Raw genomic sequence first — 23,096 nt, forward strand, 5'->3', positions numbered from 1 at the left:
CGTCACCTTACGGCTTCTCGCAATGACTACTACTATGACTAACAACATCAAAACTATAACTCTCAATCTTGGTCCGCAACATCCGGCAACTCACGGAGTTTTAAGATTAATCCTTGAAATGGACGGGGAAGTAGTAAATAATACAGATCCTCATATAGGGTTACTACATAGAGGGACTGAAAAGCTTATTGAGCATAAAACATATTTGCAGGCTATACCTTATTTTGATCGCCTTGACTATGTTTCGCCAATGTGTCAGGAGCATGCATTTGCTTTAGCTGTTGAGTCATTATTAAAATGTGAAGTACCACGAAGAGCGCAATTTATCAGAGTATTATTTTCAGAATTAACAAGAATTTTGAACCATACTTTAAATATAGGTAGCCAAGCTTTAGATATCGGGGCTACTACTCCTTTATTATGGCTATTTGAAGAACGTGAAAAAATCATGGAGTTTTACGAGCGTGTTTCCGGCTCTCGTATGCATTCAAACTACTTTAGGCCAGGCGGGGTTGCTGAAGATTTACCTGATGGTTTACTTGAGGATATAGATAAATTTATAGAGCAGTTTCATCCTAAACTTCAGGATGTTGAAAGCCTACTAAATGAAAATAGATTATGGAAACAACGTTTAGTAGATATCGGTGTTGTTTTACAGCAAGAGGCGATGGAGTGGGGTTTTTCAGGACCTATGCTTAGAGGTTCAGGTATAGCTTGGGATTTACGTAAGTCAAACCCTTATGATGTATATGATGAAATAGACTTTGAAGTACCTATAGGTAAAAATGGTGATTGTTATGACAGATATCTCGTCCGTATACTTGAAATGTATGAATCAATCAAAATAATCAAGCAATGTATAGAAAAAATGCCGAAAGGTGCAGTTAAAACCAATGATCCTAAATTAACACCACCGACAAGGGCAAAAATGAAGGAATCTATGGAAGCGATGATTCATCACTTTAAGCTTTACACTGAAGGTTATGAGGTTCCTGCAGGTGAAACCTATAAAGCTGTAGAAGCTCCTAAAGGCGAGTTCGGAGTATATTTATATTCAATCGGCAACAACCAACCTTATAGATGTAGAATTAAAACACCCGGCTTTGCTCATTTGCAAGGACTGAATTTTATGTCTAAAGGTCATTTAATGGCAGATGTTATTACTATTATAGCCACACTTGATATTGTATTTGGAGAGATAGATAGGTAATTATTTTTAAGGTATTTGATGTCATTCCTGCGAAAGTGGGAATTCAGTAAATTAAACGAAAAAATGTATTGGGTATATGTTCTGATCACAATGGTACTTATATATATTATATTGGTATTACTTGTTGTGCTTATGAACATAAACAAAAAACAATCAAAATATAATATTATAAAGCTTGTTTATACAGAAGAATTTACTGATATTAAACAGCACTTGCAAGAGAAAAAAACTTGAAAAAAATGGAAGCATAGTTGGAAAAAATAGAATTAAAAAACTAATCCTAAATGGAAAGATTTAATTGAATAATTTTCTGGATTCCTGCTTTCACAGGAATGACATAAGTGATATATGAATACAAAAATTACAAGTTTTATATTTGATAAGAAAAATTTAAATCTAGCAGAAGATATTGTCAAAAAATATCCACCACACGGAAAAAGGAGTGCTATATTACCGCTGCTTGATCTAGCACAGCGTCAAAACGGTGGCTGGTTATCTATCCCTGCTATCGAATATGTTGCAAATATGCTAGGAATAGCTTATATGCGTGCTTATGAAGTTGCAACTTTTTATACTATGTTTAATCTAAAGCCTATCGGTAAACATCATATTAAAGTATGTACTACCACACCTTGCTGGCTACGTGGTAGTAGTGATATCATCAAAACTTGCGAGCAAAAACTTGGTATAAAAGAACAAGAAGTGACGAAAGATCAGAAATTTAGCTTAATTGAGATTGAATGTTTGGGAGCATGTGTTAATGCACCGGTCGTACAAATCAATGATGATTATTATGAAGATCTAACTCAAGAAAAAATGGAAAATATTCTAGATAAACTGCAAAATGAGTAAAATACTTTTACTACTAATTAGATTTTATCAATATTTCATTTCCCCATTACTTGGCAATAATTGTCGTTTTCACCCTACTTGTTCAGAATATGCTAAAGAGTCTATAACATTATATGGTAGCCTAAAAGGATTATGGCGTGCTTTCAAAAGAATCATTAAATGCCAACCGTTCTATAACGGGACTGTATTGTATGATACAGAAGTACGATGTCATGCCCGTAAAAGTGGGAATCCAGTAAAGAATAAGGAACCAAAATAACTTTGTACTTTTAAAGATGTAAGAGCCTAGACTCTCGCTTTATCTAGGAATGACATCTGTATACTTTGCTCTGGTCATAAAATACAACGCTATACGTTCAACATCAATTTTTACTATTTTACTATATTATATAATGAATCTAAGACCTTTATCCCGTGAATTCTTCTCAAGAGATACTAACTTAGTAAGCACTGAGTTAATTGGTAAGGTTCTATATTTCCAAGGTAAAACAACTATCATTACTGAAACGGAAAGCTATATAGGGCAGGACGATCCTGCTTGCCATGCTGCAAGAGGTCGTACAAAAAGAACAGATGTAATGTTTGGTCCTGCAGGTTTTAGCTATGTTTATCTAATTTACGGAATGTATTATTGTTTAAATTTCGTAACCGAAACTGATGGTTTTCCTGCTGCAGCATTAATAAGAGGAGTACATGTTATTTCACCTGAGAACATATACTTAAACGGTCCTGGTAAATTATGTAAATATTTAGGAATTAATATATCTCATAATAAATGCGATCTTATCAATAACAAAGAATTTTTTGTTGGCGATATCGGCTTAACGCTCCCCTACTCTAATACCACCCGTATAGGTATTACTAAAGGCACGGATAAACTATGGCGTTATGTCGTTACAGATAGGAGTAATTTAATCTCTCAATATAATTTCTAGCCTTAATAAGATCATATTAATAACGGGGCGTAGAGACTTTGAAAAGGTTTGTCTAATATATAAGTAATACACAAAGCATCATGATGAAGTAATACAAGCTAAACCAACCAAAATCTTATGTAGATAAAGTTTAGTACCAAGCATACAGACAAAAAAATTATAGTCATTATAAATATCCAATATTGTGGTATTTAAAGAAAAATAGGACATTTTAACTCTATTATACCTCAAGGTATAAAGCTCTGGTATCTCTTTAATTATTTCTTTTTTAATAAAAATCTGCACTTATGCTTTTAATTGATAAGCTTAAAGTCGCTTATTAATATTTTGAAGAAAACTAAGAGCTTCATGCCCGATTTTCTTGCGGTCTTTCATTAATTGCCATTCACACTGTACTACATCTTACATGATAATTTTTAATATCTAGATAAATTGCAGTCTCATTGCCATGAGAAAAAGCAAACCTACACTATCTGCAAGCCTCATCAACACTATAGACTCTACTGCCACCCCTTCTTATACTTTATTAAAATTACCGAGTAAATAAATTAATACAAAACATGTTAACACTGCATATATTAATACCTACTACTCCCGATCAAAATCCTCTAAGGCTGGCCAAAAGTTCTTCTTTTTGAAAATTATTCTTAGCAAAAGCTCTTTAAAATAATATTTACTATGAAAAATAAAACAATATTAGGAACATTATAAATAAAATCAATTATATGATCAAACATAAGCATTGTAATGTTATTCCCGCGGAGGCGGGAAGCCGATAAAATCTATAAAAACTTGTTTTTTAGACTTATTGTATCAATTAATAAAGTTGCAATTTTTGTACCAATATTAAGATTATTTTTTTTGGATCCGGCAGAGGTGGAAATGACATATACAACTTTCTAAATCTCTGTCTCTTCTAAAACCACCGTAGAATCAGCAAGTTTAGTAATTTTTTCAATTTTTAACCGAGCTTCTTTTAGTTTCTTCTCGCAATGATTCTTAAGTACAATACCTCTTTCGAAGCTATTAACTGCCGTCTCTAGACTCTCTTGCCCGTTATCTATTTTTTTAACAATTTCCTCAAGCTCTTTTAAAGCTTCTTCAAAGCTAATATTGTCTTCTAAAATTTTAGTATTAGTCATTTATTTTTTATTATTTAATGGTTAATTGAATTAGTAGCTTCTTCTGTTTGTGTTTGTGGTATAAGTAATTTTTTTAGCTCACTACTATCTAAAGTCTTCTTAGGAGCAAAAATACTCCCTTGCATTTTTATACTAAGATGTGCCAAAGTATCTTTATCGGAACTCGTATTTGATGTATTTAACTTAACAAGCCTTCCTGGCACATAAAATGATAAAATACTAGATGCATCCATATCAAAATTATATATATTAATTGCAAAAGAGGCCACACCGCTACTATATTGTGTTGCAAATTTTACTTTCTTTAAAAGGGCAATACCTTTTTGTAGTTCAATATCACCGCTTATACCTCTAATATTTTCTTGTCCTGTGGTTATAGCATTATTTATATCTTTATCTAAATTCTCTACCTTATAATCAGGTGTATTAATTTTTTCTATAAAAGCATCAATTGCAAAATTATTAATATCTATATTGTTTATAGCAAATTGTGATTTTGTAGTAAGGTTATATAACTGGCTTTGAAGGGTGTGACCGTTAGTCCCTAAACTACCGCTTATACTTACTGCTCCGCTCATTGCAGTAAATATTTGTTTAGGTATAAGAGCTAAAACTTTGTCTAAATCTATTGTATTTAAGGCATATACAAAACTTATAGAATAAGGCTCCAATAAAATATTACCGCTACCTTGAAACTTACCGCCTAATAATTCTGCTTCAATATTATTGAATTGTAATAGATTATTATTATTTGCTATATAAAATTTAACATTTGTCAATATCAAATCATCTTGTGATAATGTTGACAACATACCGGAAACTTGTAAGATAGCTTTATCTAAACTATAATCATTGACTAATTTATTTCTTAAATTAAGCATTCCTGCTGGCGATAATAAATCAGTAATAGTAAGATTCCCATCCTTAATTTCTATAGTTAAAGACGGTAATACACTCGATACATCCAAGTTCCAGCTAGTTGATAAATAGCTGTGAGCAGTTTTAAAATCTAAATTACTAATTTTGATATTAGCCGGTGTGATTTTAGCAAGCAAATTCATTTTGTCAAATATATGATCGTTATACTTAACACTATCGATCAAAATATCTAAATTAGCTAAATATCCTATTGTTCTAATAGGAATAAATTTACTTGGATAATCTATAGCTTTCATATCTTTAGTTAAATTTTTTGTAAATGCGATAAGTGGTGAAATTATTGGATATGTTTGACTGCTTAAATCAAGCGAAGATATATTAAGCGTAGCATCTAGACGAGGTGTTTGAGCAATAAATTTACTAGAAAAATTTCCTGATAAATTAAAATTATCCGTTTTAAGTAATAAATTTTTACAAAATAAATCTATTAAAGTGAGTTTCAAATCTGACGATAAACTAAAAGGAATAGCTTCTTTAATAGTAACGTCGTTAAATCCTAAAATATTCAATAACGAATTTATATCATTGTGCTGTAAATATAACTGTCCGTCGAACATACTTCTAACAGCATTCTGTGTTACACTACCTGTAAGCTTAAATTCCCCGCCTGACTTAATATTGCCTGAAAATTCATTTATCTTTAAAGTACCTTTTAATAAGTTAGAAGAAAAGACTATTTTTTCTAATGCTTCATTATTACTTAAAATGATTTCGTTAATTTTCACATCTGTTTTTAGTAATTTATCAGCAAAAATAAATCTAATATTTGAACGATCAGTATGAAATGTTCCCCCTGCATTTGGAGAAATTAATGAACTTAAATCTATTTTATGAAAATCTAGTTTCACATTAGTAGTAATATGATCATTTTTAGCAATGTGAACAAATCCATTACCGGTAATAAAAGACGATGCTATTACTATGTCTTTTAGCTCTATTTCATCTTCATTATTTGCGATATTAAATTTAACGTTTACTGCCTCATTTTGATTAAATTTATTAAAAAGTAGTTTTAAATCTGGTAATATACTATATATTACCGACGCTAAATTTTTAAGCTGATATTCACCGCTACCGCTAGTAAGCTTAAAATCTTTGTAAATTTGTGATAACTTAAAACCATAATCATTATTATCAATATTAAGACTAAAAGCTACTGTATCGTCATGTTTATTAATTGAACCTGAAATTTTCCCTATATAGTTACTTGTAGTTTTAAATGACGATAATGCATTTTCTTTTTTTAATATACAATTATTAAAATTTAAAATAGAATAGTCTTGTTTATTAATAATACTTAGATTAGTAACATTTAAATTTATATCTTGTAATTTATATTTAAAGAAATTCTTTATTAACTCTTCATGATTATAAATATTTAATAAATTAGAATTTGAATAAAATTTAGCATCTAATATGTCTATTTTATTAATTTTAGGATTAAATGTTATAAGCGACCACAACGAAAAATAAATTTTAATCTGCTCTAAATCTAGCTTTCCTTCTTCCCTTATCAACTCAATAATTAAATAGGGCAAAGGAAATTTATTCATCTTTATTTTTCTGATATTTTCCTTCGCAATTCCTAAATGACTAGTAAGGTTATTAGTAACCGAATTATAATTAACAAAAGATAATGCACTAAAAATGATAAATAACAACAATGAGAAACAAATTATGATGCTGGCAGTTATTTTTTTTATCATGTCTGTAAAAAACTTTTTAAGTATATTATATTATTATATATCACTATCAAAATTTAAAGGTAAATTAAATGAATTCTTTAGAAAATTTAATTTTAGTCGGTGTAATAAAATCATGTCACGGAATTAAAGGTCATATAATTTTAAAATCTTTTACCATCCCTACTACAAAAATACTTGAAAGAAATTTAGTAAATGAATCACAAGAAAATATAAATATTAAGCTAATTAGCCAAAATGCCAAAGGAGAATTAATTTGCACATTTAATGATATATCTACTCGAAATGAAGCTGAAAATTTAAAAGGTTATAAACTATTTTGCTTAAGAGCAAGTTTACCAGAACTAGAAGAAGATGAATTTTATATAGCAGATTTAAATCATCTAACGATATTAGATCAAGATCATAAAAAAGTAGGTAAAATTAAAAATATTCTTAACTTTGGTGCCGGTGATATAATTGAAATAGAATTTTTAGACCAAACAACTGAATTATTACCTTTTAATAAACAATTTTTTCCTGTTATAACTAAAAATTATGGGATTTTAAATTATAAAAGAGAAGTTTAAACAATTTACTTTAATTTTTCAATCTCTTATTTTTTGAGTTGTTTTTGCAGTGCTTCAATTTCTTTATTTTATAAAACCGGTAAATTCAACAATTTCATCTCAAGGCTTATTTTTTGTTAGCATCTTTTTAACTAGTATTATTTTTCTTTTCTTCTACCTTTCTAAACTCCTTGTTGCTCCCAATGATATACAATACCCCCATAATTTCTTCTCCTTCTTCAGAGTTTAAATGTAATGTAAGTATTTTGTCTATTTATATCATTTTGACTAATTTTGGTCAAAGTATGGTAATAAAATTAGCTCTATATAATCAATGCCGATATTAACCTTGGCAAACTTAGGTAAAAAAGGTCAGCTATCTCATGCCATCTTTTTTAATAAATCTTGTGCATGTATGCTTCATAAAAAATTGTAAAATTTCAGACCAATCATTTTCTTTCAATTTTTGATCAGAATATCATACACGTTTATAAGTTGATAATCATTAATCCAAATATTTTTAAGTTCACCATGATTAAACAACTCCCATAAATTTTGAGGTGCATTAGCGAAAAGCAATTAATGATCAGGTGTACTTTGATATTCTATAAAAAAATATATTAACCGTCTTCACTGTCAAATTTAACAGAAAATAAAATATCCGATATAGACTTCTTAAGGTTAGGTTCCATAAAACTATCCTTTTCCATTTTAAGTATTAAACGAAAGTAAATCTTTGATATAAGGCGGTAAATGCATCTAAAAAAACTCTCTAGCGAAGAAAGGATTTGCAAATGCACTACGTACAATGAATCTCGTCATACTTAAATTTATTAGACATAAATATTATTGATATTCAAAACTACATCAATAAAATAATTATTTTAACTAAAAATTGAGTAAGTGATATGAATTTGACAATTAAGCCTTAAATACTATAATCAATATATGTATAGAAATAGATAGGTTAATCTCTATGCCTAAAGCTTTAAAATACTCACTTATGATATTTATAAGTATAATATTGTTATTAATTGTTATTCCTTTCTTTATTCCTTTAAATAATTATAAAGGAGTAATAATAAAGTCAGCTCTGCAGAATCTACTAATACTAAAACTGAGTTAGCACTTCCTATTTTGATTAGTTATTTTAAAATAATAGACGGCAAAGTAATATATATAGAAAACAATAATGAGAAAATATTTAACGATATTCACTTAGATACTAAAGGTCCTTAATTCAAAGCATTAAAGAACCTATAGATTTCACTTTAGCTTTAAAGGCTTTGGAACAGCAGATTAATATAGGCGGGAATATTGCAGAAATCGGGACAATAATTACGTTAAGCGCCGATATTAATCTTGCCGGTGAAAAAATTAAAATCGAAGGAAAATTTGATAGCGAAAATCATTCTTTTATAGGTAACGCAAATATTAAAGGCAATACTAAAACTTTAGGTATGCCGGCTGACTTACAAAATGACTATGAGCTAACTACGGCAATTACTGCAAATAGTAAAAACATAGTTATTAAAGATACAAGACTTCATTATACAAATATAGAATTATTAGCAAATACAAGTTATGATATAGAGCGTAATAACCTAAAATCAAATATTATTATAAATCCAGGTAACATTATAACCGAGATTTGCTCCAATTTAGATAAGACAAATATTCTGTTACAAGCAGATAGTTTCAAACCTATACTTGATGCTCTAAAGCTAAAGACTGATACATTACCTCCTATTATTAACCAAAAACTTATACTTACTTCTAGTGTAGTTTATAATTCCCAAACAATAAAACTGCAAAATATTAATTTATCGACTCCAAATAGTCATCTAACCGGAGATATTGAGCTTAAAAACTTAGCACAAGATATAACTATTTTCCACAATCTACAAATTAATAATTTTGAGTCGTTTATGACTTTACTTGGAGTAAATAATCTAAATCGTATTGGAGTATTCCAGCTCAACGGGGAAGTACAAAAAGTTAAAGGTACTGTCCGTATCAATAATAAAATATCTGCTTTTAATACTAATATGTCTATTAAAGGCGATATTAATTTAGCAGCTAAGAAGCCAAATTTTAACCTTAATTTATATAGTCTATTAGTTAATTTGGAGAAAATCATTTCAAACAATAGTCCAACTGTTGCTCCAAATAACACTAATAGTGCTACTCACAATATAACGCCCCCTAAAATAATTCTCCTTGGTCAAATAATCCTATTAACTTAGGATTTTTAAATGAAATTGAAGGACAAATATCTGCGAGTATTGATAAATTAACTAACAACTCATTAATCATAAATAATTTAAAAACAAAATTAAATATCACTGGCGGTAAACTAAATATTACTTCAGTTAATGCGAGTATTTATGGCAGTGAATTTAATAGCACAGGTTTTGTAAGTTCAGGAACAGATCAAAATATTGCAATTAAAATTGATTTAAAAAATGCCGATCTAAAAAATTTAACTCCACAATTAGGTAAAATAAAAATAACTAATGGGCGACTAAGCTTTAAAGCTGATCTGAATTCTAGCGGTAATAGTGTTTATACATATGTTAATAATCTAAACAGATAATTTAACGTAAATAACGATAATGGGAAAATAAGCGGATTTGATTTAAACAGCATTGCAGATGCGGTAAATAATGCTAAAAATACCGAAGGAGTATTGCGACTTATTAACCACTCCTTTAGCGGAGGTGCTACATCTTTTAAAAATTTAATTGCAAGTGGAAATATAACACAAGGCAAGCTTAAGTTAAACAAATGCAGTGTAGATGCTGCACCTGCCAAAGTAAATACAAGCGGTCAAATTAACTTACCGCAATATATCATGGATATTAGTACAAGCATTACTATTGCTGATTTACCACCTATAACCGTTAAGTTATATGGATTTATAAACAACCCGCAGCATAAGCTAGATTATTAAGGCTCTTCAAACATATTTAGTCCAAAATGTTTTTAGTAGCGTTATTAAAGACTTAAAAAGCAGAGAGAAGAAACCTGAAAATATTATTAAAGATGCTTTAGGCCTCAGAAAGAAAAAGTATTCAAATGTAGAGGAACAAAGCAATATTAAGCTAGAAAACCCACAAGCAGATCCTGTAAATAAGCTTCTACAACAAGGATTGAAGAAACTGTTTTGATACAGTTATTCCTGCAGCAAACCTAATGGATACACATCCTTTATTTGATCAGTATCTAATACAAAACTAGCTATGTTTTTAGGAAACTCTTAAATTGCGTACATAATTTTTGCTACCTCTTCATTTTCAATAGCTTTCTTTAATTTTAATGATTTCATAATCGCATTATCTTGTTGTCTTTCCATTAAAATAGAACTTAAGCTATGAAAAACTTCAGCTTCTCTATTGTTATACTTTTCAGTTTTACTATAAGTTTCGATAAAATTTGAAAGTTCTTCAGGATCAATTTCAACAAATTTTCGTAGATTGTCTTTTTCCTCTTGATATTGCTGTTATGTAAATTGATACATTGTTTAAATAGCTCCGCAATTTCATTTTTTAATCTATCCTCTATTAATTTATAGTGAATTAACTTAAATTATGGATAATGTCTACATCATCTTGTAATTTCTTAAGAACATATCTCATACCGTAATAAATGAATTAGTTTGCTATGTCCCAAAAAAATAAAAATATTGCCTATAAATCATCCCTAATTTAAGTTAATTCACTATAATATGTACAAAACTAAAATGATCAAAAAACAGAATCCAAAGGGATATAGGAACAATATTGTTATTAGGCAAAGAGTAGGAAAGATGACGTTACCGCATAATATATCGTATAAATGGAAAAAATTGTGAAATGACAAGTTTAATTACGTATTGAGAATTAAGTTAAACGAATTATTAAATAAAAATTGGATCAAAGAATATAAAGCTAAGGAATTACGTCAAGATAAACTCGGTTATTTCATTGATTATTGTTTATATTCAAAAGATATAGCACTGCAAGAATTAATAAATATAAGTGATAAATACATAAGTATTATTATTACTGGACAGTTATGATGAAATAGCTTTTTTATCAGGAAATAACTGTGATTATCGTAATATTAAAGCGGTATTTTAGTATAAAAACGTAATAATGAGTTCTAGACCAAATTGTACTTATATAGAGAATGAGTAACAGGTTTGCAAGAAACAATATTAACTAAATTGTTTCTTCCATTCTATTTTCATCTTTTTATATTTTTTATTTTTGCTGCTTCTTGCCATTTTTTGAAAAAATATCAGCAGTATAATGTGTACTTCGAGTAAAACCCATCTGTAAATATTTGCGTACTATATCAGCTCCAACAAAATCATTATTCTCTAAGAATTTTAAAAAAATTTCATATATTTTTTTCACTACTTTCTTTAGCAACTTCAGGAGTGTTAAACTTCCAATAAGGCAAAATTGCATTGTATATGGTTGACAAATTAATACTCTCTGCTCACCTTGACCTACTCTATAAGCTTCAGGGCATTTACGATAATCAATATCATTGTTCCATTTATAATTTTTGTTATCAAAATTTAGATAGCTTGGTTTCGCCATAACTTATGATATATTTGTCATTAATAATTTATAATTACAAATACGAAAACTTTGCACGTACATCATAATAGGAAATTAGCCGATTACATAACACCTAACTTTATATATTACTATGTTATGCGTTACAACTATGAAACATTGTATATAAATGAAAATATAGATTAAATACTGGACATATTGGATAAACATATAGGCAGTTTACCAACTAAAATTTCCAATCAAACAGATTGGAGAGTGAAGCTTTAATTTTGCAACCCAACCCCCCAATACAGGCAAATAAAGTAAGTGAATGTGGAGGTAAGGCTGTACATTATAACGATGGTATTAAGAATAATTGTATCCAATGATAGAGCGTGTTTGCATGATAGGTTGATTTCATGGCATCAAATACGACATATCTTCTAATTCTTGCTCCTTATCAAGCTTACAGAACAAAAGCATAAACTCCCGTCTACTAAATTAGAATTTTATTACTGTAGTTAAAAAAGCAAAAAATTTGGAAATTACAGTTATAATTTATACAGTCAACTAATTTTTCAATAATGAATTTATATTTCTTTACCATCACAAGAAAATTCCTAATCTCAAGGATTATTATTATAAAATAAACTTATGATAGATTTCTTCACGTTGGGTTTCAATTTTATCTTTCCATAAAAGTAACACCACACTACTATCTCTCGCTGATAGAGAGTATAGTGTTAGTTAAGTACAAAAGTAAAAATATAAAAAACAAATAAAATATTGAGTAAACAAAAAGTCTTTTAGCTTGTTTGTTATCAGGGGTATCATAGAATAAAGAACCAGCATAATATAGAAATACTAACCCAAGAATACCAGAAATTATTAAATATATAAAATTACTCATTCCGATAAAAAAAGGCATTAGCGAAACAATAAATAATAAAAAGCTGTAAATTAGAATTTGTTTTTTAGCATATAAAGCTCCTTTTATTGTAGGCATCATCGGTACTTTACAGTTTTTATAATCTTCGTTACAGAATAAAGCGAGAGCCCATGAATGCGGCGGCGTCCAAATCAAGATAATTAAAAATAATATAACTGACTGAAGAGATATAGTATTACTTACTGCTGCATAACCTATCACAGGAGGTAATGCTCCTGATACTCCGCCAATAACGATATTTTGTATAGAACGACGCTTTAACCAAATAGTATAAATACAGATATAATAAAAAATAGTGAATAGCAGTAAAAAAGATGCAAGCAGATTAACACATAAAGCCATAAAAAATACTGCAAAAAATCCCGTTATCAAACCAAAAGATAAAGCCTCATCAGGTTCTATAGCACCTCTGACTATAGGTCTTTTTTGAGTACGTTTCATTAAGCTATCGATGTCTCTATCATACCACATATTAATTGCCCCTGCACTACCTGCACCAAAAGCTATGCAAACAACTGCAATACTGGCAATAAACGGATGCACAGAATAAGGAGCAAGCAACATACCTACAAAACACGTAAAAATTACAAGCGACATTACACGCGGTTTCATAAGTAAAATATAGTCTTTAACAGTACTCTGTGAATGATTAATTTTATCTAAATTTATCGACTTTATTAAGGAACTCATATGAAATATTTTTTAATTGAATATAAAAAGTTTTAGGTTAAAAATCAATGATTGACTTTGATGCAAGAAATGTATATTATTTTTTTGTAATTCAAATAAAAGTTAAGGATATTATCAGTGACAAAAATTGTTCGTTCTAAATATAAAGCTAGTAGAAGACTTGGAGTAAGTCTATGGGGTGATAGCAAGGATGCTTTCAATATACGAAATTATCGTCCCGGACAACATGGGCAAAATACCATGATTAAAACTTCAGATTACGGTTTACATTTAAAAGCTAAACAAAGATTAAAGTGCCACTACGGTCGCGTCACTGAAAAACAATTTAGAAATATTTTTGAACTTGCTCAAAAAATGAAAGGTAATACTGGGGAAAACTTCATTGGTCTACTTGAAAGTAGACTTGATACGGTAGTTTATAGGATGAATATAGCTCCAACTATTTTTGCTGCAAGACAATTAGTTTCACACGGTCATATTAAATTAAACGGTAAGAAAGCTGATATTGCGAGTATACGCCTAAAGGAAGGCGATGTTGTAGAAGTGAAAGAATCGATAAAACAGATAGCACTTATTCAAGAATCTATTTTAAAACAAGGTCAAACAACTCCCAATTATTTATCATTTGATGTACCTTCATTAACCGGTAAATATTTAAGAGTTCCTAATCTTTCTGACGTTCCGTATCCTTTTGAAGCAGAAGTTCATTTAGTAATCGAGTTGTATTCTCGTTAACTGTCTTTACATAAGTCCACTACTCTAAGAACGTTTAGAATGTCATTAACGTGAAAGCAGAAATACAGTTAAACATATCAAAACTTGTTTTTTTATATGTTAAATGTACATATATTAAGGTTATTTTCTGGATTTCCGCTTTCATAGAATCGTTGTACTGAAGACCACGTAACAATGCATTTCAACACTCACTAATAGCAAGTATAAATTAAATTTTCATTATAGTCAATCTACCATGCCCCATTTAGTGACAGGTGTGAGAGAGTATAGCCTATAATAAAATAATAGGCGAGACAACTAGTAACATGCTACTTGCGTAGCAATCAATTGATTATATGGGAATTTTTTAAGATTGCTTTATAGACTTCAAGATTTTTTCTAAGCATTAGATCAAGGGAAAAATTATTAATTACTGTATACCTTGCCGCTTCTTGGATTTTCTTAGCAGTATCGGTACCTAAAATCGAGAAACAATAATCAATTTTCTGTGATAATGCGTCAGCATTATTGTGTTCTACGTGGAAACCGGTTATATTATTATTTATTGTTTCTACTGCCCCGCCAATATTAGTTGCAATAACAAGCTTCTGCATCGCTTGCCCTTCTATAATAGTACGACCGAAAGCTTCAGGCTCGATTGAGGGAGAAACAATAATATCAGAAATTCCGTAAAGATTTATTATATCTGAATCGTTACCGAAAATTTGAATTTTATTTTGAAGTTTTAGATTAGCTATAAGCTCTTTTACTCTATTAGTAAAACTAGGATGTCTAGATATATCACCGACCATTAAACAATAAAAATCTCTATGTTTTAACTTACTTAATGCTTCTACTAAAACAAGATGCCCTTTCCAGCTTGTCATTCTAGAAGGCATTAATATTATCGGCAAGTTACTCGGTGCATCATATTTATCACGACATTTTTTAAGTTTTTCCGGCGTTAAATTTGCCGGATCGAAATAATCACAATTCACTCCACGGTCAATTACTACTATTGTATCTTCATCAACTTTATAGTTTTCGAGCAAATGTTGTTTTACAAAATTGGACACAGCAATCACTTTCTCACCTTTTAACATTATGCTATTATAATATTTTTTAAAACTATTCGGAATATTATAAACCCCATGAAAAGTAGTCAAAAATTTAGCATTTGTCCATTTTGTCGCTAGATATGAACTCCATGCTGGTGCCCTTGATCTTGTATGAACTATATCAACATTATATTTTTTAATTATTTCTGCTATTAATCTTGCATTATTTAGAATTACAAAAGGATTTTTACTGCTACTGTTCATTTGAATATGCAATATATCTTCCTTATCTAACTCTTTAACTAAAGTACCACCTGCTGAAATTATGATAGGAGTATGACCAAAAATTTTAAGATATTTTGCAACTTCTATAGTACCTCTTTCAACCCCTCCCGAAACTAGAGCAGGAACTACTTGCAAAATAGTATATTTATTGTATTTTTTACTTGACTTTAATGAAGGCATTAAATCTCAATCTATTAAATAATTATTTAAAATGCACAAGCTTTATAATAGAACACAAGACAAATTTATTGTCTATAATAATTATAGTATAATTAATACAAATATTCCATCTGTAATTTTTTTACACGGCTTGATGTCTAGTATGCAAGCAACTAAAGCTCTTTATTTAATAGATTATTGTAAAAAAAACAATTATAATTTTATTGTTTTTGATAATTTTGGTCATGGAAATGCATCAGGACGATTTGAGGATCAAACAATTAGTGATTGGTTAGAGGGAATCTCGCTAATTTTAGACAAGTTAGTAGATACAGAGGCAATATTAGTTGGTTCGAGCATGGGAGGATGGCTAGCACTCCTTGCAGCTTTAAGATTTCCTAATAAAATAAAAGGACTTGTGTGTTTAGCTCCCGCTCTCGATTTTACCGAAGATATTTGGCAAAATATATCGCGCGACGCTCAAAATAAGATGCAAAAAGAGGGAATGCTAGAAGTAAGCAGTAAAAATTGTGAACATAAATATCCTATTAGCTATAAACTAATAGAAGATGCAAAAAAATATTTACTGCTAACAAAAAATAAAATTGATATAAATATACCGATACATCTAATTCATGGTATGTTAGATGACGATGTACCTTATAATATTTCAACACAATTATTAGAAAAAATAGTCAGTAAACAAATAGTATTAAAATTAATTAAGGATGGTCACCATAATTTATCTAGAGAAGAAGATTTAAAGGTAATCACAAATTCCTTAGAAGAAATAATACGTGACGTTACAAAATAAAGATAGATATGCAGGCATTGTTGCGTGGATCAATTCACCCCTGTTATCTGACGGCTAATCGCGAGATCCAGTTAAAAATACTAAAATTATCAGTACTGTAAGTTGTTTTTATAAACCCACGTGGTCAAGCGAACTAGGTGAAATACAGTGAGTTTTATTGATCCACACAACAATGCCAGCCCGTAACGACGTGACGTAGAATTTTAAACCATCAATAAAAAATAAATATGCATAGCAAAATAAATAAAGTTCATGATTTTAAAGAAGTTATAGAAGCAATAGAGCAAGCCGATAATACTAGCGTCGTGCTTTTTGATATAGACGAAGTAATTGTAATGGATAGTGATGAATCTAGGTTAACACATAACTATAGAAAAAAATTAGTACGCAATATTGAACAAAGACTTACAAAAAAAGAATGTGAATTATTACTTAGCATTGTTCTTAAAGATAGGAAAGCTAGATTTGTTAGCCAAGATATCTTAACAATATTTGCTCTACTTAAAGAAAAAAATGTACCGGCAATGGGTCTTACTAAACTGCCTACCGGAAAATTCGGTGCAATTGAAGATATGATCGAATGGAGAATTCGTGAATTATCCGAATTAAAGGTAAAGTTTCAAGAGTTTTCACCTTTGAAAGATGAAATAATAATCGAAGATTTTAGTGCAGGCTACGGTAAACCTACACTAAAAGACGGAATAATTTACACTGCAGAATATGATAAAGGAAGTGTGTTTGAATATGTATTACATAAAATGCATTATTATCCTAAATCAATAATATTTATTGATGATATAGAAGAAAATTTATTATCATTACAAGAAACTTGTAAGAAACTAAAAATTAATTATCAAGGATTTGAATTTATGGGTTCTGCTATCGTTCCTGAACCTGTTCTTGATGAACAATTAGAAAAAATTAGATTTGAAGTTCTAGAAAAAGCATATAAATGGTTAACAGATATAGAGCTTAAAACACTACAAAAGTAATCTCATGTTTATAAAGTTAATTAATTTACTTATTTTACTAATTTCATTGTCTGCGATAGCAAATAAAGCATTAACTACAAACATTACCAGTGTAAAAGCGACTAAAGTACAAATTGCCGAGCTTTATGACATATTTAATATTGTAGGGCAATGCCAAAATGATAATAGTCATGATTATTATGCTAATGCAACCGGAGTAGTTGAAAAGGTCTCGGCACATCAAGGAAAAATAGTAAAAAAAGGGGATATATTGCTAGTTATAGATCAAAACATAGCAGAAACTACTAAATCTAGAGCCGCAGCTTTATTAAATACAAAACAAGAAGATTATAATAGAAAAGAAGCTTTATTTGCTAAAAAATTTGTAAGCAGCGAAGAATATAAAAGATCAAAAAGCGAACTTGAAGATGCAAAATTTAATTATTCCAAAGCTCTAAAAACATACAACGATATGATAATTACTGCACCCTACTCCGGTCAAATAGGTGTAATTAAGGCTAAAGTCGGTGATGAAATAAAAATTGGAGATTATCTCTTTAGCATTACCGGAATAGAAAACTCACAAAGTATTTTCATTGAATTACCAGAATCTTTAAGTGGGAAAGTTGGAGTCGATACTGAAGTTTTAATTGCAGGCAAAATCAAGAGCAAAATCGGAGCAGTATCGCATTACTTATCAGATAACGGTACTATTACTGCTAAAATTATGTTACCGTATGAAGATACAGACTTTTTAAATAACGAAACTACTAAAAAGGAATTTGAAGGAAACACTTCACCTCGCACTGCAGCGTACAAAGAAGTACGTGAGGATGCAAGGACCGGATTGACGTACAAATTACCTTTAGAAGCGAGTTATTCAAAAAGTCTACTGCATAATAGCTTTGTAGATGTTATGCTCATAATTAATCCGCATAAAAATCTAACCGTTCCCGAAAGTTGTATTCAACGAAATAATCAAGGTCATTTTATTTATAAAATAGACGGTGACACATCTAAGCAATTATACGTAAAAATCGGTACACGCACAGAAGGTTTAATTGAAATTATCTCAAACGATATTAAGGAAGGCGACTTAGTAGTTACCGAAGGGATGACTAAAATCAGTGATGGATCAAAAGTAAAAATACTTGAAGAATAAACTAATTAATTGCTGCTTTTAAAAACTCTTCTACTGAATTGACAGCTATTAAACTCTCATTATTATTTAGAAACCTTCTTACTGCTCTTGCTATTGACGTAGGGGAATTAGGATCAAATGTCTCTTTTGGGTTTGCTACATCTCTTACATAATCTAATTCAGATGCAATAATAGGTATTTTATATTCTGTAGCCTCAATTAAAGGCAAACCTAATGACTCTGACTTTGAAGGGTAAATTAATGCTGAAACTCGTGTATATAAATCTAATACTTCGTTAGAAGGTATTTCTCCTAGGTTAATAACATTTAGTTTATATTCTTGTATAGAGTTTTCTAATTTTTTAGCCGCTTCAGGATATAACTCAACATTTACAGTTAAAGCAAGAGATGGTTTTATGCCTATATCAGCAAGTATTCTCCATGCTTTCAATAAATTAATATGGTTTTTGTGCGATTCCCCACTAGCAGGATAAATAAAATCAAATTTTTTAAAATCTGAATTTTTCTTTTTTACCTGATTATTTTGAGGAATAAAAGCTAGTACAGCAATATCAATGTCCTGACTTAAACACTCCTTAGCAACTCTTAGCATAGAAGGAGTTTGTACTATGTATTTTATATTGTTATATCTAGAACCTAAATGTAACCAAATTTTTTTTAATGATGTTAAAATTGAATATTCATTGTTTTTTAAAGGTTCTAATAAAATACGATTTTGTAAAAATACAATTACTTTACCTTTTATAGGAAATAAAGGAGGTAACCCATGAAAACATAACACAATATCATTGATTTTACAATTTTTCTTTAATTCCCATTCGGCTAATAACCGTGATTTAATAAAAATAATATTTTTGATAGCATGAGATAAATCTAATTTCGTTTTTACTCTTTCATCTAAATATATATGTTTCCAATTATTTGTAAAATCTTTACTATTTAGCAATGCTTTTAATAATATTAAACCGCCCCCTGTATGAATACTAGGAGCATAAAATATAAGATTATTTTTTAGTGTTTGTTGAGACGCTTCCTTATCCATCTATATATTTTTGTAATTGTTGTATTGATCCCATGCTCTCTTACAGAATATATTATTTCTGTAATTATAAAAACCCAAAATCCTACTATAACTTTCTGCTCTGCCATAGAAAGAGCTAATTTATATGATTTCATGTATCCATTTTTCTTTAAAAAAGCAGCAATATGAGATAAAAATTCATTAGTAGACCCTGCTACTTCGATTATTTCTTCTTTTGTTAATTTTTTTAAAAAACCTGACCATAAAATTTCATATTCCTCTAATTGATTTAAAGTGGCATTAGTAGTTTGTTCAGAGTGTAGCCGAGACTTTATAAGAACTTCATGGTCAAAATAAACAGGGGCTACTCGAAAAAGTTTAAACCATAAATCATAATCTTGAGTATATTTTAAAGACTCATCAAATAAACCAATTTTTTGAAAAAATTTGCTAGGAATTAACAATGTACAACCATGAATTAAGCCATACAAAAGTGGAAATAGTGAAATGTCTAATTTTTTTTTTGAATATCTTTGATCTAGTTTTACAAAATATAAAGAACGTGATTTTTTGTCAATTAGTTCATAACCACAATAAACAACAGTATCTTTATTATCTAATTTACTTAATATATTAACTTGATGTTCAATTTTATTAGGTAAATATACATCGTCATGACTGAGCCATGAAAAATATTCTCCTTGCATATTTTTTATACCGTAATTTAAGGCTGAACCACACCCACCGTTCTCTTTATACAAATAACGTATTTTGTCCCCGTACGATAATGCAATAGCTTCTGTTTTTCCATTGTCTTTTGAACCATCATTAACAACAATAATTTCAATATTTTTGTAAGTTTGAGCTAAAGCACTATCTATAGCTTCACGCATATAGTTAGCACCATTATATACAGGAATTAGGATGGAAACTAGAGGAGTGTATACGTTTTGTTTCATCTAACTATTCAACCCTAAAAATTTGAAAAATACATCTTTCATACAATCTAATGTAAAATCTCGCAAAAAGCATTCTGAACCATTTTTAGCAAATTTTTTATAAGAATCTTCATCAGTTATTACCTTTTCAAGCTCATATATTATTTTATCAGCAGCAAGAGAATTACATAAATACCCTGCATTATTTTCTGCTATATATTTGCTTGGTGAAGAATAGTCAGGAGCATGGCAAAAGACCGGTCTACCGGAAGCAAAATATGTAACTAATTTTGAAGGAAAACTCGTACTTGATTCTTTATAAAATTCTTCAGAAAACCAGTAAGGCATATAAAGAAGATCTGACTCTGTAAGTAATCTAATGGTTTCTTCTTGAGAACGCCATCCTAAATACTCAAAATTAGCAGGTGATTGCGTAAATGCTTGAAAACCTCCACCAATTACCCGTACTTTAATCTTTCTGCCCGCAATAATCCAGTTAGCTTGATTAAGAGCATTAATAAAACTTAGCCATTCAGCTTGAGCATAAAATTGTCCTGCCATACTAATTATAAATTCACTTTCATCTCTATAAGAAATAGAAAGTAATCGTGCAAATTCTTGTGGTAATCCTGCAATTACCGGTATAGTAGATATATTATATTTAGCCTTATAACTCTCAGACATTGCCCATGAAGCAGTAGCACAGCAAGTGCTATGTTTAATTACTGCATCAAATTCTTTTAACAGCCTTTTTTGTGTAAACCCATCAATTTTATTAGCTCGAAGCCACCACTCAAAAGGATCCCATATTTGAGTAAATAAAGATACTTTGAGCTTTTTAGCTAAAGGTCGTGTTAATCTAATTATAGTTTGCCCTTGCAATACTGCCCATATAGCATCAACTTGCTGCTCTTTAGCAAATTTTATTATTGTAGGAAGTAAAAAATATTTTACTTTTGCAGCGTTAAATAACTCAAAACTATAAGCAATTAAGTCTCCTATTTTTCCTTCTTTATATCTTCTAGCGGCTTCAATAGGTTTAAATAATTTTAAGTGAGGAATTTTTTTTAGTTCTTTTGGTATTTTAAAGTCTAGAGTAGGATTTGCAACACTACAGATAACAATTTGATCTAAAGGTAGAAATTTTACTAAAGGATATAATACTAACCCTGCCGTATAATTCTCACACGGCGGTATATCAGTTAAAAGTAAAATTTTCATTTATTTAAGGTCTCTTTATAAATACTGACTAAATTTTTTATGTGCATATCTTGACTATAATGTAATTTAGCTATTTTCCTACCTTTATTACCTCGCTCTAAACGCTCTTTCGGATTATCAATTAATTGCTTTATAGCATATGATAAAGCGTTACTATCACGCATTGGAACAGCGATGCCGACTTCCGGCGCAAAAGTTACTTCAGGCAATGAATTATCGCCATCAAAAACTATTACCGGTTTACTGCATGCCATAGCTTCTATTGCCATAACACCAAATGCTTCTGCAACAGACGGCATCAGGAAAATATTACAAGCAGCTAAAGCATCTCGGAGTAATACATCATCATTAGTCCAACCAAGCTCAATTATCTCAAATTTATCTCTAAAACGTTCTAGTATATTATGTCTACCAACCGTTAAAAGACATATAGGTTTTGTAGTATCTAATTTTTCTAGTGCATCCATAATATATTGGTAGCCCTTAAAATGAGTATCTTCAGAACGAAAACATATTACTATTTTATCTTCACTAATATTAAAGCGTTTTCTTGCATTTGCGGTAAAATCGGAAGAAAAAAACTCTAAATCTATACCAAAAGGTAAATGATGAACTTTAATTTCTTTACTATTAAACAGTGGCGAGGCATTAACCATATCGTGCATCCATTTTGATGCTACAATTATGTTAAAATTAGCTTTCTCATAAGCCATACGTTTATAGTTAAATAAAAATCTACTATTATCTTTTTTCATTGCAAACGGAGTTTTAAGATCAGGGCAAACGCCGCAATCTTTTTTCCAACCTAAACAACCCATGGGATAAACACAACGTCCGGTCATTGCCCAAGGGTCATGTAATGTCCAAAGAGTAGGTTTTAAATCTGTGATCATTGATAAATTGCTAATGCTAAAGTAACCAGAATGTATAATATGTAGATGTATTAAATCTGCCTCTTGAAAAGCCGGCATTTTTATTATTTTAGGAACATTACGATACAGCATAGATTGTAGAGAAGCTTGTTCTTCTATTAATTGAAGAATTAAATTTACTTTTCTTGTTACTATACCCTCAAATGTTAGTACTTCAGGATCCTTAGTATCCTTAGCCCATACTAAATGCTTAGATTCAATACCATATTTTTTTAAAATTGGCGTTATAGACAAACCATGAAACCTACGACCCGGTGATTCATAACCATTTATTTGTAATATTTTCATCTAACTTAGACCTTTATT

20 protein-coding genes and 1 pseudogene are annotated in these 23,096 nt (G+C 29.7%); 11 read left to right on the forward strand and 10 right to left on the reverse strand.

Features of this window, described 5'->3' with window-relative positions; translation table 11 throughout:
* Positions 1-34: 34 nt before the first annotated feature.
* From nuoD to A1E_RS03315, 4 genes are all read left to right on the forward strand, one after another.
* Positions 35-1,210 (forward strand): NADH dehydrogenase (quinone) subunit D, encoded by a 1,176-nt coding sequence (nuoD, locus tag A1E_RS03295; RefSeq protein WP_014364031.1) that lies wholly within the window; start codon positions 35-37, stop codon positions 1,208-1,210.
* Between the two features lie 348 nt (positions 1,211-1,558).
* On the forward strand, positions 1,559-2,062 hold the full coding sequence (nuoE, locus tag A1E_RS03305) for an NADH-quinone oxidoreductase subunit NuoE (RefSeq protein WP_012148866.1): 504 nt from the start codon (positions 1,559-1,561) through the stop codon (positions 2,060-2,062).
* Positions 2,055-2,321, forward strand: a complete 267-nt coding sequence (yidD, locus tag A1E_RS03310; protein WP_012148867.1) for a membrane protein insertion efficiency factor YidD — start codon at positions 2,055-2,057, stop codon at positions 2,319-2,321. Before nuoE ends, yidD begins: the two co-directional genes overlap by 8 nt.
* A gap of 133 nt (positions 2,322-2,454) precedes the next feature.
* Positions 2,455-2,997: a DNA-3-methyladenine glycosylase gene (locus A1E_RS03315; protein ID WP_012148868.1), complete on the forward strand. Its 543-nt coding sequence runs from the start codon at positions 2,455-2,457 to the stop codon at positions 2,995-2,997.
* An 899-nt stretch (positions 2,998-3,896) separates the two neighbouring features.
* On the opposite strand, the gene A1E_RS03320 is transcribed toward A1E_RS03315, so the two are convergent.
* Together A1E_RS03320 and A1E_RS03325 are read right to left on the reverse strand one after the other, a co-directional pair.
* A complete protein-coding gene (locus A1E_RS03320; RefSeq protein WP_012148869.1) occupies positions 3,897-4,139 on the reverse strand; it encodes an exodeoxyribonuclease VII small subunit in 243 nt (80 codons plus the stop codon).
* A gap of 14 nt (positions 4,140-4,153) precedes the next feature.
* Positions 4,154-6,784 (reverse strand): AsmA-like C-terminal region-containing protein, encoded by a 2,631-nt coding sequence (locus A1E_RS03325; protein ID WP_012148870.1) that lies wholly within the window; start codon positions 6,782-6,784, stop codon positions 4,154-4,156.
* A gap of 68 nt (positions 6,785-6,852) precedes the next feature.
* Here A1E_RS03325 and rimM point away from each other — a divergent pair, with 68 nt between their 5' ends.
* The gene (gene rimM / locus A1E_RS03330; protein WP_012148871.1) at positions 6,853-7,350 is read left to right on the forward strand and encodes a ribosome maturation factor RimM; all 498 of its coding nucleotides are present in this window, start codon (positions 6,853-6,855) and stop codon (positions 7,348-7,350) included.
* Between the two features lie 599 nt (positions 7,351-7,949).
* Here rimM and A1E_RS07480 read toward each other — a convergent pair.
* Positions 7,950-8,039, reverse strand: a complete 90-nt coding sequence (locus A1E_RS07480) for an Rpn family recombination-promoting nuclease/putative transposase (protein WP_196792438.1) — start codon at positions 8,037-8,039, stop codon at positions 7,950-7,952.
* Positions 8,040-8,305: 266 nt separating this feature from the next.
* On the opposite strand from A1E_RS07480, the pseudogene A1E_RS03335 reads away from it, so the two are divergent.
* Both A1E_RS03335 and A1E_RS03340 read left to right on the forward strand, forming a co-directional pair.
* A pseudogene (locus A1E_RS03335) lies at positions 8,306-10,499 on the forward strand (AsmA family protein).
* Positions 10,500-11,203: 704 nt separating this feature from the next.
* Positions 11,204-11,389 carry a hypothetical protein gene (locus tag A1E_RS03340; RefSeq protein WP_012148873.1) on the forward strand — a complete coding sequence of 62 codons (186 nt, stop codon included), beginning with the start codon at positions 11,204-11,206 and terminating at the stop codon, positions 11,387-11,389.
* 184 nt (positions 11,390-11,573) lie between these two features.
* On the opposite strand, the gene A1E_RS03345 is transcribed toward A1E_RS03340, so the two are convergent.
* Positions 11,574-11,918: a DUF4385 family protein gene (locus A1E_RS03345; RefSeq protein ID WP_012148874.1), complete on the reverse strand. Its 345-nt coding sequence runs from the start codon at positions 11,916-11,918 to the stop codon at positions 11,574-11,576.
* Positions 11,919-12,591: 673 nt separating this feature from the next.
* Positions 12,592-13,515 carry a heme o synthase gene (gene cyoE / locus A1E_RS03350; protein ID WP_012148875.1) on the reverse strand — a complete coding sequence of 308 codons (924 nt, stop codon included), beginning with the start codon at positions 13,513-13,515 and terminating at the stop codon, positions 12,592-12,594.
* Between the two features lie 117 nt (positions 13,516-13,632).
* Here cyoE and rpsD point away from each other — a divergent pair, with 117 nt between their 5' ends.
* On the forward strand, positions 13,633-14,250 hold the full coding sequence (gene rpsD / locus A1E_RS03355; protein WP_012148876.1) for a 30S ribosomal protein S4: 618 nt from the start codon (positions 13,633-13,635) through the stop codon (positions 14,248-14,250).
* A 323-nt stretch (positions 14,251-14,573) separates the two neighbouring features.
* Here rpsD and A1E_RS03360 read toward each other — a convergent pair whose 3' ends face one another.
* Positions 14,574-15,752, reverse strand: coding sequence for a glycosyltransferase family 4 protein (locus A1E_RS03360; protein WP_012148877.1), 1,179 nt, complete (start codon positions 15,750-15,752; stop codon positions 14,574-14,576).
* A 31-nt stretch (positions 15,753-15,783) separates the two neighbouring features.
* Between A1E_RS03360 and A1E_RS03365 the strand changes: the two genes are divergently transcribed.
* The 3 genes from A1E_RS03365 to A1E_RS03375 all read left to right on the forward strand — a co-directional run bounded on the left by A1E_RS03365 (position 15,784) and on the right by A1E_RS03375 (position 18,678).
* A complete protein-coding gene (locus tag A1E_RS03365) occupies positions 15,784-16,545 on the forward strand; it encodes an alpha/beta hydrolase (RefSeq protein ID WP_041405245.1) in 762 nt (253 codons plus the stop codon).
* 227 nt (positions 16,546-16,772) lie between these two features.
* Entirely contained in the window at positions 16,773-17,537 is a 765-nt protein-coding gene (locus tag A1E_RS03370) for a DUF2608 domain-containing protein (RefSeq protein WP_012148879.1), read from the forward strand.
* A 4-nt stretch (positions 17,538-17,541) separates the two neighbouring features.
* The gene (locus A1E_RS03375; RefSeq protein ID WP_012148880.1) at positions 17,542-18,678 is read left to right on the forward strand and encodes an efflux RND transporter periplasmic adaptor subunit; all 1,137 of its coding nucleotides are present in this window, start codon (positions 17,542-17,544) and stop codon (positions 18,676-18,678) included.
* 1 nt (position 18,679) lies between these two features.
* Here A1E_RS03375 and A1E_RS03380 read toward each other — a convergent pair whose 3' ends face one another.
* The 4 genes from A1E_RS03380 to A1E_RS03395 are packed head-to-tail and all read right to left on the reverse strand — an operon-like array spanning position 18,680 to position 23,078.
* Positions 18,680-19,720, reverse strand: coding sequence for a glycosyltransferase (locus A1E_RS03380; protein WP_012148881.1), 1,041 nt, complete (start codon positions 19,718-19,720; stop codon positions 18,680-18,682).
* Positions 19,690-20,658, reverse strand: a complete 969-nt coding sequence (locus A1E_RS03385) for a glycosyltransferase (RefSeq protein WP_012148882.1) — start codon at positions 20,656-20,658, stop codon at positions 19,690-19,692. Before A1E_RS03385 ends, A1E_RS03380 begins: the two co-directional genes overlap by 31 nt.
* The gene (locus A1E_RS03390) at positions 20,659-21,858 is read right to left on the reverse strand and encodes a glycosyltransferase (RefSeq protein WP_012148883.1); all 1,200 of its coding nucleotides are present in this window, start codon (positions 21,856-21,858) and stop codon (positions 20,659-20,661) included.
* Complete coding sequence (locus A1E_RS03395) at positions 21,855-23,078, reverse strand: glycosyltransferase family 4 protein (RefSeq protein ID WP_012148884.1); 1,224 nt, start codon at positions 23,076-23,078, stop codon at positions 21,855-21,857. The genes A1E_RS03390 and A1E_RS03395 overlap by 4 nt, the downstream gene beginning before the upstream one ends.
* Positions 23,079-23,096 lie beyond the last annotated feature (18 nt).

The organism is Rickettsia canadensis str. McKiel (assembly GCF_000014345.1).
GTDB classification, from domain to species: Bacteria; Pseudomonadota; Alphaproteobacteria; order Rickettsiales; family Rickettsiaceae; genus Rickettsia; species Rickettsia canadensis.

Excerpts from the sequence above, each read along its gene's own strand:
- nuoD (WP_014364031.1), top strand. The coding sequence starts at position 35 with ATGACTAACAACATCAAAACTATAACTCTCAATCTTGGTCCGCAACAT.
- nuoE (WP_012148866.1), top strand. The coding sequence starts at position 1,559 with ATGAATACAAAAATTACAAGTTTTATATTTGATAAGAAAAATTTAAAT.
- yidD (WP_012148867.1), top strand. The coding sequence starts at position 2,055 with ATGAGTAAAATACTTTTACTACTAATTAGATTTTATCAATATTTCATT.
- A1E_RS03315 (WP_012148868.1), top strand. The coding sequence starts at position 2,455 with ATGAATCTAAGACCTTTATCCCGTGAATTCTTCTCAAGAGATACTAAC.
- A1E_RS03320 (WP_012148869.1), bottom strand. The coding sequence starts at position 4,139 with ATGACTAATACTAAAATTTTAGAAGACAATATTAGCTTTGAAGAAGCT.
- A1E_RS03325 (WP_012148870.1), bottom strand. The coding sequence starts at position 6,784 with ATGATAAAAAAAATAACTGCCAGCATCATAATTTGTTTCTCATTGTTG.
- rimM (WP_012148871.1), top strand. The coding sequence starts at position 6,853 with ATGAATTCTTTAGAAAATTTAATTTTAGTCGGTGTAATAAAATCATGT.
- A1E_RS07480 (WP_196792438.1), bottom strand. The coding sequence starts at position 8,039 with ATGGAAAAGGATAGTTTTATGGAACCTAACCTTAAGAAGTCTATATCG.
- A1E_RS03345 (WP_012148874.1), bottom strand. The coding sequence starts at position 11,918 with ATGGCGAAACCAAGCTATCTAAATTTTGATAACAAAAATTATAAATGG.
- cyoE (WP_012148875.1), bottom strand. The coding sequence starts at position 13,515 with ATGAGTTCCTTAATAAAGTCGATAAATTTAGATAAAATTAATCATTCA.
- A1E_RS03360 (WP_012148877.1), bottom strand. The coding sequence starts at position 15,752 with ATGCCTTCATTAAAGTCAAGTAAAAAATACAATAAATATACTATTTTG.
- A1E_RS03365 (WP_041405245.1), top strand. The coding sequence starts at position 15,784 with ATGCACAAGCTTTATAATAGAACACAAGACAAATTTATTGTCTATAAT.
- A1E_RS03370 (WP_012148879.1), top strand. The coding sequence starts at position 16,773 with ATGCATAGCAAAATAAATAAAGTTCATGATTTTAAAGAAGTTATAGAA.
- A1E_RS03375 (WP_012148880.1), top strand. The coding sequence starts at position 17,542 with ATGTTTATAAAGTTAATTAATTTACTTATTTTACTAATTTCATTGTCT.
- A1E_RS03380 (WP_012148881.1), bottom strand. The coding sequence starts at position 19,720 with ATGGATAAGGAAGCGTCTCAACAAACACTAAAAAATAATCTTATATTT.
- A1E_RS03385 (WP_012148882.1), bottom strand. The coding sequence starts at position 20,658 with ATGAAACAAAACGTATACACTCCTCTAGTTTCCATCCTAATTCCTGTA.
- A1E_RS03390 (WP_012148883.1), bottom strand. The coding sequence starts at position 21,858 with ATGAAAATTTTACTTTTAACTGATATACCGCCGTGTGAGAATTATACG.
- A1E_RS03395 (WP_012148884.1), bottom strand. The coding sequence starts at position 23,078 with ATGAAAATATTACAAATAAATGGTTATGAATCACCGGGTCGTAGGTTT.